Below are 15890 nucleotides of genomic sequence, written 5' to 3' on the forward strand. Positions count from 1 at the left end.
TGTAATTTACTTGCGTTCCATACGATATTAAAATTTATAGCGTTCAATTACTCTAGTAGGGCAAGTACCCTGTGTTTTTAGATGAATTATATTAAAGTAGTCTTATTTATTGTTTTATTTCTAATTGTTGGTCTTGCGTATGCTAACCAAGTTTGGAATGGTTTGGAGAGCGCGCATCACTATATCGGTTATTTGCTATTAACTGTCTATATATCAGGATTAACTATGTTTGTCTACAAACCTCTTAAAGGAGATAGAAAATTGAAACGACATTTTTTTATCCGCTTTTCTGTGGTTTGTATCGCCTTCCTGCTACTTCTTGTCCCATATTTGATTCTTAAGCAACAGAATGATGGTTTGGGAGCAGGATATTTACTCTATTTTATGACAGTCAGTCTTGCGGCACCCTTGTCCATTTATGCCTTTATTGAGATCCTATGGTTATTTACGCAAAAGAAATATCCGCAAATAGGCATTAATCTATTGCTTGTTGGTTATATCTACTGCCTTTTTTTATTCAGTGGTCTATTTGGATATTAAATCTACGGGAGACACGGACTTGTAATCATCGTCTTTTAATCGGTTAAAATTAAGAATGGTTCTGTTCGTTTTTCGGGGATTACTTTATTGTAAAAAGAATCAATGATCAAAATTGCTGTTTGCTTCTTATCCGAAAAATTGCTAATTTAATAAGGATTCTTAAACCTGAATTTAAAGGATCTCGAGCGTAAACCTGATCAGGTCCCTGTTCTTGAAGATAATAGTTTTATAACCAATTAATGGATTGAGGTATGATACACAAAGTAGTTTCCCTTGTATTGGGAGGAGGTCGAGGGTCGCGCCTTTTCCCATTGACGCAACAGCGTTCGAAACCAGCGGTTCCAATAGCTGGAAAATACCGTTTGGTCGATATTCCGATTTCGAACTGTTTGAATTCAGGCTATAATAAGATCTTCGTACTGACGCAGTTCAATTCAGCCTCTTTGAACACACACATCAAAAATTCTTACAATTTCAGCATTTTCAGTAAGGGCTTTGTCGACATCTTGGCTGCAGAGCAGACCAATGAGGGCGATCGTTGGTTTGAGGGTACCGCTGATGCGGTCAGGCGCACGCAGAAGCATCTCCTTAATGTCGATTACGACTACATTCTTGTATTGTCTGGTGATCAGTTGTACCAAATGGATTATTCAAAGCTGATTGATTTCCATGTTGAAAATGGAGGCGATGTTACCATCGCTACGATACCAGTCAATGGTAAAGATGCTACGGGATTTGGTATTTTAAAAGCGAACGAAGCGAATGAAATTACTGCCTTTGTCGAAAAGCCCGATAAGGATGAAGTATTAAATTGGACCTCAGAGGTTTCAGCGGTTTTGCATAAACAGGGAAGGCATTATTTGGCATCCATGGGCATTTATGTTTTCTCGAAAAACATATTGCGCAACCTTTTGATCGCCAACCCGGGGATGGATTTTGGTAAAGAAATTATACCTGATGCTATCGAAGCACTTCGGGTATTGAGCTATCAATTTGATGGGTATTGGACCGATATCGGGACCATCAAATCATTTTTTGATGCCAATATTGGATTGACAGATGATATTCCGGATTTCAATTTGTTTAATGAAACCGTGTATACACGTGCGCGGATGCTCCCGCCTTCGAAAATTTCGGGTACAACGTTAAATAATACGGTAATTGCCGATGGATGTATTTTAAATGGCGATAAACTGGAGAGGTCTGTTATTGGGATACGTTCCCGTATTGGTGAAGGAACGGTTATTAAATCGACCTACATGATGGGAACTGATTACTATGAGCAGTTGGAAGAAGTATTGGAGTTGGGAAATACACAAAAGCCACCACCGGTAGGTGTAGGTAAACGTTGTTATATCGAAAACGCAATCTTGGATAAGAACTGCCGAATTGGAGATGACGTTCGTATCATTGGTGGACCGGGTTTGAATGATGGCGATTTTGATACGCATATGATCTGTGATGGGATTGTTGTTGTGAAAAAAGATGCGGTCATTGCCAATGGTGTGACGATAGGACTTTGATCATACATAAATTTTAAATCTAAAGCCCGCTGTTCACATCAATTCATGAAACAGCGGACTTTTGTTTACGCTTTTTGAGCAGACACATCTTCATGTGCCGATTACGCTTTCGCCCTACGGTATAAGGGAAGCTGACCCTCTGACGAAGGTGGATGCAAGATGCTTAGTTTCCGAGTTGACAATGCCCGTTGTCTTTTTTTACTGGATATTTTAATATTATCTTTGCGCACGATAAAATAAATACGGATAAAATGAGCACTTACAAAAGATACTTTGTTTTTTATTGTATCCTGGTTTCACTTTTTGTAGTACCGGCTACCTCAATTGCCCAAATTCTGTCGGAACAACCGTCGGATTCGAGCCGCGGATCTCATTTTTTTAAGAAAGTTCCTTACAAGGAACTGGCTGTTCCTGTAGGACTGATCACCTATGGTGTCGTTGCCAAAGGAAATCCTTTTTTAAAGGGGATAGATGAAGACATTATAGACGGCGTATCGAGAGGAACTAGCCGAAAAATTAAGTTGGACGATTTCACCCGCTTTGCTGGAACTGCCGGAGTATTTGTTTTGGACGCGGTAGGGGTGCCTGCCAAACATAACCTTAAACAACGCCTGTTTACGACAGCGGTTTCTAATATTATCATGACTTCAACCGTGAAAATTATGAAATCCACCATTCCCGTATGGCGGCCTGATAGTTCAGCGAATAATTCCTTTCCTTCGGGGCATGCTGCTACTGCGTTCGTTGGTGCCGAACTGCTTTGGCAGGAATATAGACAGGAGTCAATTTGGTACGGTATTGCAGGATATGCTGTTGCAGCAGGTACCGGTTATCTGCGGATGTACAACGACAAGCATTGGTTCTCGGATATCGCTATGGGAGCTGGGGTCGGTATCTTAAGTACTAAAATCGCCTATTGGTTGCTCCCTTTGGTAGACAGTCGATTACAGAATTCGAAAAAGAGCTATGTTGTGCTTCCAACATATAACGGTAGACAATTTTGTTTAAACGCTAGTTTACAGTTTTAGGCTCATTTTTTTAAGCCCCATTCGGGGTCTCTACATTGATCGTATTCGGCTTGCCTCAAAACAAAATTTCCTAGATAGTATTCGTACAGGGGTATAAATCCACTTTAAACCCCTGTATTCACCACAGTTTTTAGGTGTTCTACCTGAAGATCGGCACTGCTGTGTCAGCCATTTCCATTCCCTATTTCAGCATGTAACGTTTATGTGAACTTCGGATTAAAAAATCACGTTAATTTCGTAAATAAGAATTTGTTTTTTAAATTTAGTAGACAATCTAATCCACTTTTGCTGTTTTTTACAAAAAGAAAAGCAGGCTAAGTAAATAAACCAAAGTTGAGCCTAAGGGTTCTTTATTATTTTAAACCAATTTGTAATTATGATGAGAAATTTTTTTCTTCATGGAAAGGCGAGACCCATTAGCCTTTTGGGGCTCTGCCTGCTGTTTAGTCAGCCTGATTCTTACGCACTGAATCTGGATCCGATCAATGCTATTGTCGATCAAGATCAGGTTACAGGGATCGTCAAAGATGAGAAAGGTCAGGCATTAGCCGGCGCTACCATCACCGTCAAAGGAACATCCGTTCAAGCATCCTCCAATCAACAAGGTATTTTTGCTATTCGGGCCAAGCGTGGTGATGTTTTGGTCGTGAACTACCAAGGCTTTACAAAACAGGAGGTAGCCGTTTCCGCAGGCAACATCAGTGTTGTTATGGTTTCGAGTGATCAGGCGCTTGAAGAGGTCGTGATCATTGGCTATGGTAAGCAGCGGAAAGGGAATATCACCGGTTCCGTCGCTACCGTCAATGCAGAACAGCTAAAAAATATCCCCAGTTCAAATCTTTCCAATTCACTTGCCGGTAGAGCAGCGGGGGTCAATGTCACCAATACTTCGGGGATGGCTGGAGCATCGTCGAGCTTGCGTATACGGGGGAGTTTTGCCGAGCCACTTTATGTAATTGATGGTGTGGTCCGCGATAAAGCTGCATTTGATGTGCTTGAAGCGAACGAGGTCGACCAAATGACCTTCTTAAAAGATGCAGCGACTGCCGCGGTGTACGGCACCCGGGCGGGTAATGGCGTTGTCGTTGTGACGACGAAAAAAGGAACAGCGCAAGCACCAGTTTTTAATGTACAAAGTAATTATACTTTTAATACGCCAACACAGGAACTTCTTGCGAATTTAACGACTGCACAAGATGAACTCACCTATCAAAACAGGGTCGCCGAATTTCGCGGTCTTTCCATCCCAAATGGACAAAAAGAGTTTGATTATTTCAAGGATAAAAATTACAATGCAAATGATGTGATCTGGCGCAATCCATTTACCCATCGGCAATCCATATCGGTCAATGGTGGTGGCGACAAAATTACTTATTATAGCTTGCTGAGCTACCGCAAAGAAAATGGATCCTATAAATCTTTGGACCATGAGAAGTTCAATTTGCGCAGCAATATCTCCGCGCAGATTACCGAAGATTTTAGCATGGATTTTAATATCTCAGCCAACCAGACTAATTCGAAGCGCTTTTTTTGGCCCTTTAGCACATCTTCCAATGATGATGATTTTGATGTATCCGATTTCTACCGTGTTACCTTCAACTGGCCAAAGATGTATCCGTTTTACCTGAATGCAGACGGAACACCGAGCAATACACCAACGGCTTATCCCGTACAGACACCTATGGGAAGTTGGCAGGCATGGAATGTGATCGACCAGGTCATCGGTGATCGTTATATCGACCGCAAAGTGCGGCAGGTTAATCCTATTATGACCCTAAACTTGAAGCTGGATAAATTGGTACAAGGTCTGTCGACAAAACTTGTGGGGAGTTATCTTGCCAGTGACTATATGCGAAAGCGCTATATGAGCTTTCAAAAAAACTACACCTTTACTTCACTGAATCCAAATGACAACCGCTTTATACCGGCCCCGCCTTCGGAAGCGAATATCAATATCTTTACTTTTAGCCAGAGTCAGCCTTTCATGGATTACAGCCCACAACGATTGTGGGAATATCAGGTAAACTGGTTTTTAAACTATAGCCGCAAGTTTGGTAAACATTCCGTCGATGGGACATTGGTTTATGAGCAGTCCAAAAAAGGAGGGACGTACGTTACTTCACGGGCAGAGAATCCGATTACAGCCCTGGATCAGATGTTTATTTATCCTACAGATCGGAACTTTAGGTCGACAACTGCCAATGAAACCATTGATTCAAGACGCGGCGTGATTGGGCGTGCTAATTATAATTATGCAGATAAGTATATTGCGGAGTTTTCTTTCCGCTACGATGGATCACCTTTGTTTCCTAGCGATAAACGGTGGGGCTTTTTTCCTTCAGTCTCGGCAGCCTGGCGTGTATCGGACGAGAACTTCTTTACGGATATAAAGAATACGATATCAGACTTGAAGTTCAGAGCTTCTTACGGTACAACGGGTAATGATTTGGATGTAAATGCTAATCGAATCGGTCAGTTTGGCTATCTGGAAAAATATTACAGCTCTGGTGGCTATATGTTCGGAGATCGCTATTACAATGGTATTGCGTATGGTGCAACACCGACGCAGAACCTCACTTGGACGACTTCTAAAAGCGTCAATCTCGGTTTGGATTTTGGATTTATTAAGAATAAGCTGACCGGTAGCCTAGATCTGTTTTCACGCAAGGAAACTAACATCCTAGGACCAAGATCACTGAAAGTTCCGGATAACTATGGTCGCGCACTTGCTCCTGAAAACTATGCCGCAAGAAGTTACAAAGGCGGGGAGATTTCGTTGAACTGGAATGATAAGGTGGGCGAGGTGACCTATGGGCTCAATGGGAATCTGGGTTATGCAAAAGACCGCTGGGATATCATTGACGAGGAACCGGCGTATGCTGCCGGCCAACCGCAGAACTTTCGTTCCAGAATTGGGCGGCCAGAAAATAGAATTATCGGCTTAGAGGCACTGGGTTTAGTAAGGACACAGGCTGAAGCCGACGCACTGAAAGCAAAAGGATTTAAGACCTACGGAAGGGATCCTTTTCCTGGGATGATCTTATATAAAGATATTCAAGGGGCGAACTACTCAGGAGGTCCGGATGGGAAAATTGATGATAACGATTTGCAGTTATTGTCAGACAATAATTCTCCGCGCATCAATTACGGGTTTGGCTTCAATGCGAGCTGGAAAGGCTTCTATGTCTCGACATTATTTCAGGGGGTTCTTGCTTATGATCGGATGATCAGCAATCAAGAAGGTGGTGGAATGCGTCAGCATGGCGATACTTTCCGTCCATATTACCCGATTTGGGCTTCCGATGTCTGGACGCCAGATAATACCAATGCGAAATACCCTCGTCCAACAGGCTATTCTGGTTGGGCTGAGTCTGGTGCAGCTCCTTCGTCGTTCTGGATAAGAAATGGAGCCTATCTGCGTTTACGCGATGTTAACGTGTCTTACCGATTGCCGAAAAGCATGACCGAGAAGATCCGTGTAAAAGATGTCAACCTGTTTTTCAATGGAACCAATTTGTTTGTTTTTTCGCCGATGAAAGAATTCCATGACCCGGAACAAAAGCTGTATGATTCTTATCCAGTCATGAAAACCTTTACGTTTGGACTTGATGTTAAATTTTAAATGAAAAAAAGATGAAAAAAATATATTATCCTTTAATAGCGTTGGCTCTGTGTATGTCTTCCTGTAAAAATGTGCTGGACATTGATGATCTCAATTCGCTGGATGAAGCCAAGGTATGGGCCGATCCAAATCTAGTCAACGGCTATCTTGCCAATCTATATCCACTATTTGGCAACTGGAACGCTGGTGCGGATGGAAATTCGGAACAACTAATTGGCATCGCTTTCCCCTTGGATGCGGTCACCGTCAACAACGGTTCTTACAAATCCTGGGACTATACAACCATCCGAAAAATTAATACGGCGATACAGAAAGTTGGTGAAAGTACTGTGCTAAAAGCGGACTTCAAAAATGCGGTGATTGGGCAGTCTTTGTTTCTCCGTGCCTATATGTATTTTAATATGGTCAGGATTCATGGTGGGGTCCCTTATATTACGGTACCTCAAGATTTAAAAAATGATGATCTTAATGTACCCCGCAATTCTACAAAAGAGTGTTTTGATCTGATGATCAAAGATTTGGATCAGGCTATTTCCTTACTGCCAAAAACGATTGCCAAGGGTACGGCAGATTATGGAAAGGTTGACGGTGATTTTGCGGCAGCTTTTAAAGCGAAAGTATTGTTATATAAAGCTTCACCCCAGTTTAATCCCTCCAATCCTTATGGAAATGCTTATTGGCAGGAGGCCAACACTGCGAATAAATTGGCTTATGAGCAACTTAAAGCGGATGGCTATAGTTTGACTCCAGATTATTCCAATATTGCGCTGGTTGAAAAAGGACCAGAGGTTGTTTTTGCTGTGATTAATACTTATCCAAATAAAGTTGCTAATTGGGATAATGGCGTACGACCCGGCTCCGAAAGTAGAGGGCCAGCGGGTTCCGTTCCATCCTGGGAATTTGTAAAAGCTTTTCCAATGAAAGATGGAAAGCTTTATTCCGATCAAACGGGCAAATACTATAAGACAGAAGATCAATTTTTGCAATCCTATTGGGAAAACCGCGATCCGCGTTTTGATAAATCCATTGTGTGGAATGCCAAGATTTATGAGGTTTCAGGAAAGACCGGCAAACGACAATACACTTCTGTAGGTATTGCTCCGGCTTTAGATGACTTTGGTATAAACCCTAACGCAAAAACACCTTCTTCCAATTTGGATCGATATAGTGGATTTTTTATCTTAAAAAACTCTAAATTATCATTAAAACAGACCGAAGTGGAAACCCAGTATGATGTGGATTTTGTCTTGATGCGCTATGCCGAAGTCCTGTTGAATTATGCTGAAACAGCAAATGAAACCGGAGACTTTGCGACAGCCTTAGATTTGGTGACACAGATCAGAAAAAGAGCGGGTATAGAACCTGGTGCGGATAATAAATATGGTATTGCAGCGACTACGAAAGAGCAAATGCGTGAAGCCATTTTAGCAGAGCGTAATATTGAGTTCTGCTTTGAAGGACATCGTTTTTGGGATTTACGACGGTTACGTAAGTTAAATATACTAAACAATACGACAAAGCATGGAGTTGAAGCTATTGCGATCAATGCTAATGGAACTGAAATGAAACTGGAAGATGCAAATGTATTGGCCAAAACATACACGTTGAAAGAGAATCAGTTTAAATATAGTGTCTTGCAGGTGCCAAGTACAGGAAACAAAGTGAACCTGGTACCAGATACCTATTATTTCTTTCCAATAGCACAATCAGTCATTGATAAAAATCCGAATATCAAGCAGAATAAAGATTGGGGCGGAACATTTAATCCAACCTTAGAATAGTGTATTCACTAAACCCATTCAATAAAAAACACCCTCAACGGCTTTCGCTGTTGGGGGTGTTTTATTTAAATTTCATTTATGGCGAGTTTTTTAATCGCCCGATTGAGCCTTATTTGGATGATAATTTAAAAACTCTTGAACTGAGTCTACCCTGGCCTTTGATTTTGATTTCTTCCGGATAAAGCTCCAAAAGACCATAGGCATTGCTTGTAGGTGTTTCTATCATACCTTCCATGGTTACAAAAGGAATATTGTTTACCATCACATAATTGCCTTTATGATTATGACCGGAAAGTACCAGTTTAACTTCTGGGAATTTGTAGAGTATATCAAGAACTGGCCTATTATTGAGTGTTTCATAACCATTTTCTGGCAATAAGGGATGATGTGTCAATACGATCACATGCTCCTTATTTTTCCGCGCTCGGGCAAGTTCGTTTTGCAACCATAGGAGTTGTTTATGATCAACTCCGCCATTCCAGGGTTGCGTATTTTTCCTTCCGTCTGCCTGTAGGCTACCCACCAAGGTTTTCCATTCACGTTGGTCTGCTGAATTGGGCGTTGTGGCATATTCACTGAGCGCATTCGTATTTAAGAAAACAAATCGCCATTTCCCTTTTGTAAATGCGTAGTATTTAGCTGGCATCCCAAAAGTGGTGTGCAGAAGATCTGGTTTAGATACGCTGACATAGTCATGGTTGCCAAGTAGACAATACATCGGTTTTTTTAAAGGGTAGAGATGTTTTAACAATACAGGTAGATCTTTTGGACCTTCGTCGACAAGATCGCCAAGAACCAATGAAAAATCGACTTTATTGCGATTAAAGAAGTCTACAGCGGTATCGACTTTCATTAAAGAATTGTGGTAGAACCGGCTACCGTGGTCTGTTTTGTCTGCGTATTGCATATCGGCCATGATACCGATACGGAGAACCGGCCTGTTGGATTGTGCCATGCTGAATAAGCTTGGTAAAGAGCAGATGACGAATATGGAAAGAAACTTCCATTCCTGTTTGATTTTTAAGCCAATCTGTTTCATTTTTTTAGCGTTTTAAAATATGTTGCTTTAAGAATATATTAGTCCGTATTCCGGTAATGTTGCTTTGCTGTCTGTTTAGTCTATTTTTTGAACCACTGTTCTGGGTAATTGATTATAATGTTATCACGAGTATACTGAGAATAAATTAGAGATTCAAGTAAATTGAATACACAAACGTTTGTGTAAATTGATGGATCACTAACGAATTATAAATGATTGCCAACACATATAAACTATCGATTTTTTAGCTATTGTAAAACTGTAAATTGGCGATTGTGGTGTTTAACGAATAAAAGGTTTAGGTATATAGATCATATGAAATTGATTCGTGCAATAACAATTATTCTGCTTACTTGTTATGGTATTTTGTTACCAATTTATCTCGGAATTATACTTCCCGAATATTGGGCTTGTCGGAAATGTATTTATGAGGGGGGCTATGGGCACTGATATATGGGGAAACTCCGTACAGTGTTTTGGCGACAGTAAAGCGTTTGGTGAAGCTATTTTCCAGTTTTCGTCTTTTCTGGTCTCGGGATTAACAGCTGTGTTGATTGTAATTTTTTTAAGGGCTTATTATTTGAAACGAAATGCAAAAATAAATACGTATGATAAAGAAAATCCTGATTAGCTTGACTTCAATTACCATTATTGGCTGTTGCTGGTTTTTTTTTACGCTATTCGACGCTATCGACTTGGCACCTACGAAAAGTGATCATCTGGCGAGTGAGGAAAAATGGAAAATAGAGCAGCGGGCTGATATTGATAGCTGTGAAAAGCATGTGCTGAAAAATCAGATCGATTTACGGCGCAGAAACGCAAAACGAGTCTCTGAACTTGCTTTTCGAACTCAGACTATTTTGTTTTTTGTAATCTGCATACAGATTGTTCTACTCATAATACTTCTATTAGTTCCCAAAAGATATATTCTTAAAATTTAAGAATGAAAATGCTGCTGACTAATTTGAGTTTGTCAATAGGACAAGCTGGTCGTTGTTGTTCTGCAAAACATGGATGACTAGTATTCAAAAAAAACGTATTTTCACAATAGACAAATTTTATCCATACCAGTAAGGACTAAAAAACTATATCAATGATCAAACAGAATTCGGCGGAGAGAGTCACTATTTACCTGAATACAAAAGAAGAATGGCGATTTTGGCTCGAAAACAATCATCATATAGCACAATCAATTTGGGTGATCTGTAATACTAAAAAATCAAATTTACCGGTGGTCAACTGGACTGAACTTGTGGATGAAGCATTGTGTTTTGGTTGGATTGATAGCACACGGAGGCCGATTGATGCCTATTCATTCATGCAGTTATTTAGCCGAAGAAAACCCAATAGTACCTGGTCTAAAATTAACAAAGAAAAAGTTAAAAAACTAATCGATGCGAATCTAATGACTCCAGCGGGGCATGAGGTTATAAAAATAGCACAAGAAAATGGCTCTTGGTCAATTTTGGACAGTGTGGAAGAATTAATTATTCCCGAGGATTTGGATGAAGCATTTCAACATTATGCTGGTTCAAAAGATTATTTTCTTGGATTGAGTAAATCCGTCAAAAAAATGATGTTGCAATGGATTGTTCTCGCCAAAAGACCAGATACCCGCAAAAAACGCATTGATGAGATTGCCGCAAGAGCAGCAGAAAAAGATAGGCCTAAACAATTTCAGTAAAGGGATCATTTATCGAAATGAATCAGGCCTATAGCATTAGCTTTTGTCTTTTATAACTAATATTGCACGTTCTATGTAGCGTTGTTTCGCTTTTTTTTACGTTTTCCATCACTTCCTTATAAGTCAATTTCTTTCTTGGATTTTAACGATTGTTTAGAGTGGTTAAACGTATCAATTAATTTATACGAGTTCAACCAGTAGGAGGGGTTTAACTGGGGGGTAACAGGGGGTTAACAGGGGTATAACAGGGGTAAACCCTTGTTAACCCCCTGCTATATCCCTGTAAAAATGGTATTATTCCGATTTAACTTACGAACGTGATCGCAATGTGGTAACATGGTTAGGGGGATAAAGAATAGTTGTCTCAATAATGCCATTTTTTATATTGGAAATATGATAAGAGGTGATAGTGCGTGTTGTATAATGATGAAACGATCAAAAGACCATGTTAAAGCTTATATTAATAGCAACTTGATTTGCTGTATTTGCTCAATTTTTGTATCATTGGGGAGATGATAACCAATGCAGCAGCTTAAGTCTTTTTTATACGCGTATCTCCAACTTTTTCTTTTCCTTTTCTTAGGGCAATCTTCAGTTTGGAGCCAGGTCAATACGTATGCGTTTAAAACCTTAACTTCTGACCAGGGCCTGGTCCATAATCATGTCAATTGCGCACTCAGGGATAAGTACAATTACCTCTGGTTTGGTACCGAATCTGGCCTTAGCCGATTTGATGGAGCGCAATTCACAAATTTTCGCTATTCCGCCAATAAACGTACCGGGCTGAGTGGAAATTCGATTTCCGCAATCTTTGAGGGACCAGAAGGCAATGTATGGATCCGTACCAGCAACCGGATGAATGTGTATGATCAGCATTCAGGCATTATCGTCCAGCAGCTTGATTCCATACTGACCCGCTTAAAGTTGCCCGTCAAAGACGTACATACGATAAGACAGCTGGCAGGGCAGACCTTCGCATTATTGTATAGCGATCGTTCGCTGATCTTGTACGATAGCCTAAAGAAAACCTATCGTACTGTACCGCAGTTGACCAAAAACAACCGAATAGCCGATGTGATAGCTGGGCAAGGGCAGACGATCTGGGTAATCTACGAAAATGGCCTGCTGGGTCACATTGATACGAAATCACTGCGAAGTACCAAAACTAGCTTATTGCCGATCAGCAATAAGCTGGTAAATTATAATCTATTTGCCGATCAGGATGGGGCGATATGGATCTTCTCAAAGGATATTCCAATCGGTGTATACTGGTTTGACCCGAAAGATGGATCAATTCAACATCTCCAAAAAGAACTATCCAATCCTTTTGTAGGTAATATCGTGCAAGATGATCAAGGGCATCTTTGGCTAGGAACTGATCATGGTGGGATCAATGTTTATGATAAAAAAACAAAAAGTGTACAGATCCTCGCTAACGATAAATATGATTTACGGAGCCTACCTTACAATAGCATAACGGCTTTATATCGGGATAAGTCAGGTATCATATGGGCGGGAACCTATAAAGGTGGCATCAGTTATTATCATCCCAAGCTGTTGTTATTCTCTTTAATCAGGAACTATCCAGGGCTTCCTAAATCGCTTCCCTTTGACGATGTCAATAAGTTTGTACAGGATCGAAAGGGTAATCTATGGATCGGGACAAACGGTGGGGGATTGCTCTATTATAATATCAGTCAGAAAACATTCACGCAATACCTGCATGATCCTCAGGATCCCAACAGTTTGAGCAGCAACGTGATTGTTTCCTTATTGCTGGATACGGAAGATAAGCTGTGGATCGGAACTTATCGAGGTGGTATGTGTCGATTCGACGGCAAAAGTTTTAAGGTTTTCCACCGTGATTCGGCACCTGGAAAGTTGAACGACGATAGTGTATGGGAGATCTACGAGGATAGTCAACATCGATTTTGGATAGGAACCTTAAGTGCTGGCTTGTACCTGTTTGATAAAAAGACAGAACAGTTTTCGAGAGCGTATACTCGGCAGGGACAAACCATTAACAGCAATTATATCTCTGTCTTGTTTGAAGATTCAAAAAAACGGCTCTGGATCGGCACAGCGACAGGTTTGGCATTGTTGGCTCCCGACGACAAGATTAGCTATATGAATACATCCAGTTCGCCCATGAAACTTATGAATGATCTGATTTATGATATTAAAGAGGACAAAACTGGTCGTATTTGGGTAGCAACACAAGAGGGCTTGCATGTAATCGACGGTACAAAAGTAAGCTATCTCACACAGCAGGATGGACTCAGCGACGATGCGATCCTGGCGCTCTTGGTCGATAATCAGGGGGGAATCTGGGCTTCAACAAACAAAGGACTGTCGGCGATTGTCGGCAAAGGGCAGGCCGAGAAGTTCATCATCCGCAATTTTACAAGGGAATCAGGCCTTCAGGGGAATGTATTCAATGAAAACGCCGCTTTAAAAATGCGGGACGGAAGACTTGTCTTTGGTGGGCCAAAGGGATTCAATTTTATCGACCCTAAGAAAATTAGCAGCGAAAGTGAACTGGTCTTACCGCTTTTGTCCAATCTTTATTTATTTAACAAGCGGATAGCCGTAGGTGAGGAATTTTCGGGCCGGGTCATTTACGATCAAGCCCTGAATAATCTTAAAGAACTGAGTCTTCCTTACAACCTCAATGCCATTTCGCTGGAGTTCTCTACCTTTGACTACCTGCAACAGCATAATGGACTCTACCAATATCAGCTTGCTGGTCTAAGTGATGAATGGTTTGATTTTGAACCGGCAACCATGCGCGCCAATTTCACCAATCTAGACACCCGAAGCTACAATTTGTATATTCGGCACGCCATCGATTCGAATAGCTGGTCTGAGGGCGTGCTGCTCCTAACAATCGATATACAGCCACCTTTTTGGCGTTCGGCTTGGGCCTTTCTTTTCTATGCCAGCCTGGTACTGATCGTCCTATGGGCTTATTTTTATTTGACAAAACTACGTGTCAAGACGCGCAATCAACTCTACCTCGCCCAGGAACAGGCTGCACAGGCAAAGGAACTGGATGCGTTGAAAACACGTTTCTTTACCAATATAAGTCATGAATTCAGAACTCCGATCAGTTTGATTCTAACTCCAGCGCAGCAGCTGCTGGATGAAGAGCAGCATCCAGAAAAAAAAGCCGACCTAAACTTAATCAAGAAGAATGCAGACCGTCTGCTTAAATTGGTCAATCAGCTGCTGGACTTTAGAAAATTGGAGAAAAGTGAGCTTGAGCTGAACGAAGCGTATGGGGACCTCATGGGATTTATCCGCGAAATGCTTGATGCCTTTGCCGGGATAGCGCATAGCAATCAGATCTCGCTGCAGGTCAATATCGCTCCAGACACCTATCTGTCCTGGTTTGACAAAAACAAATTGGAAAGCATTATTTTCAATCTGATGTCAAATGCGATCAAGTTTAGCCCGGTATCCGGCATTGTGGCATTCAATGCCGAAGTCACTGAACACGAAACAGGAAAGATGCTGCGTATTGAAGTTCAAAATCAGGGTACAGCGATTCCCGAAAACCTACAAGCCCGCGTATTTGAACGTTACATGCAACTGGATGTGCCCAATGGAAAACTGAATCAGGGTACGGGAATCGGGCTTTCTATTGTTAAAGACTATGTCGAATTCTTGGGCGGAACTATCGCGCTGAGCAGCAATGTGCACTGGACGATTTTTAAAGTTCAGCTACCCATACATAAGGCCGAAGCGAGTGTCGATCCTGTCGAAAGCAATAAGCAGGATAAACCCGCTATTTTATTGGTCGAAGATGATATCGACTTCCTCCATTACCTGGAGCGGAGCCTGAGTTCAGCCTACCTAATCCACGCTGTGCAAAGCATCAATGATGCAAAATTGATCCTAAGCAAGCAACAGGTCAATCTGATCATCACCGATCTCAGCCTCCCTGGAGAAAGCGGACTGGAATTTTGCCGGTTTATAAAGGCCCAGGCCAAGCTGGTCCATATCCCTGTGCTGATTGTAACGGCCGTAGTCAATCAGAAAATTGAACTGGAAGCCTTGGAGTCGGGTGCTACAGATTATATCAACAAGCCTTTTAATATTAACCTGCTACGTTCAAAATTAGCGCAGATACTCCATCAACAACAGACAATGGTAAAACGGTATAAAAAACAGATTAATGTTAATCTGGCGCAGCCCGATATCGCATCTGCTGATGAACAATTTATCCGTGCGCTGGTAATGGAAATTGAACAGGATCTCAGCGACTCTTCGCTTTCTGTCGAACTGCTAGCCAAAAGAATGAACCTCACGCGCGTAGGGCTTTATAAAAAGGTGCTTGCCATCACAGGCTATTCACCGATGGAATACATCCGACATATTCGGCTCAAACGTGCCATGCATCTGGTTCAGAACTCGAAATTATCGATGGCTGAAATTGCTTATGAAGTAGGATTCGGAAATCCGAAACAATTCAGCAAATATTTTAAATCTGCATTTGGTAACCTGCCGTCTTTCTATCGAAAAAGCTTGTAAATAAAAGGTTTATAGGTAATATCGCCTGCGAGTATTCCCATACAAGTTAACAAAATAACCCCTAAAAGTTAACAAAACATACCCCTTATACAACCGGTTGCATTCTATATTTGATCTGTTCTTTCAATAGGAAAGGACGC

The 15890-nt window shown here is 41.3% G+C and carries 9 protein-coding genes; 8 read left to right on the forward strand and 1 reads right to left on the reverse strand.

Translation table 11 applies throughout. The features are described from left to right. Positions 1-81 precede the first annotated feature (81 nt). The 5 genes from B3600_RS22415 (at position 82) to B3600_RS22435 (ending at position 8494) form a co-directional block, all read left to right on the forward strand. Positions 82-540, forward strand: coding sequence for a hypothetical protein (locus tag B3600_RS22415; protein WP_286754441.1), 459 nt, complete (start codon positions 82-84; stop codon positions 538-540). A gap of 251 nt (positions 541-791) precedes the next feature. Then, positions 792-2063 (forward strand): glucose-1-phosphate adenylyltransferase, encoded by a 1272-nt coding sequence (locus tag B3600_RS22420; RefSeq protein ID WP_046675878.1) that lies wholly within the window; start codon positions 792-794, stop codon positions 2061-2063. A gap of 251 nt (positions 2064-2314) precedes the next feature. After that, positions 2315-3091, forward strand: coding sequence for a phosphatase PAP2 family protein (locus B3600_RS22425; RefSeq protein ID WP_286754442.1), 777 nt, complete (start codon positions 2315-2317; stop codon positions 3089-3091). 376 nt (positions 3092-3467) lie between these two features. Continuing rightward, a complete protein-coding gene (locus tag B3600_RS22430) occupies positions 3468-6713 on the forward strand; it encodes a SusC/RagA family TonB-linked outer membrane protein (protein ID WP_286754443.1) in 3246 nt (1081 codons plus the stop codon). A gap of 11 nt (positions 6714-6724) precedes the next feature. Next, entirely contained in the window at positions 6725-8494 is a 1770-nt protein-coding gene (locus B3600_RS22435; RefSeq protein WP_286754444.1) for a RagB/SusD family nutrient uptake outer membrane protein, read from the forward strand. 109 nt (positions 8495-8603) lie between these two features. Here B3600_RS22435 and B3600_RS22440 read toward each other — a convergent pair whose 3' ends face one another. Further along, complete coding sequence (locus B3600_RS22440) at positions 8604-9533, reverse strand: metallophosphoesterase (RefSeq protein WP_112374496.1); 930 nt, start codon at positions 9531-9533, stop codon at positions 8604-8606. Positions 9534-10141: 608 nt separating this feature from the next. On the opposite strand from B3600_RS22440, the gene B3600_RS22445 reads away from it, so the two are divergent. From B3600_RS22445 to B3600_RS22455, 3 genes are all read left to right on the forward strand, one after another. Continuing rightward, a complete protein-coding gene (locus tag B3600_RS22445) occupies positions 10142-10474 on the forward strand; it encodes a hypothetical protein (protein WP_286754445.1) in 333 nt (110 codons plus the stop codon). Positions 10475-10626: 152 nt separating this feature from the next. After that, complete coding sequence (locus tag B3600_RS22450; protein ID WP_286754446.1) at positions 10627-11217, forward strand: YdeI/OmpD-associated family protein; 591 nt, start codon at positions 10627-10629, stop codon at positions 11215-11217. A 522-nt stretch (positions 11218-11739) separates the two neighbouring features. Continuing rightward, positions 11740-15750: a hybrid sensor histidine kinase/response regulator transcription factor gene (locus tag B3600_RS22455; protein ID WP_286754447.1), complete on the forward strand. Its 4011-nt coding sequence runs from the start codon at positions 11740-11742 to the stop codon at positions 15748-15750. Positions 15751-15890: the final 140 nt, after the last annotated feature.

The sequence above is a fragment of the Sphingobacterium sp. UBA2480 genome (assembly GCF_002341965.1).
Classification (GTDB): Bacteria; Bacteroidota; Bacteroidia; order Sphingobacteriales; family Sphingobacteriaceae; genus Sphingobacterium; species Sphingobacterium multivorum.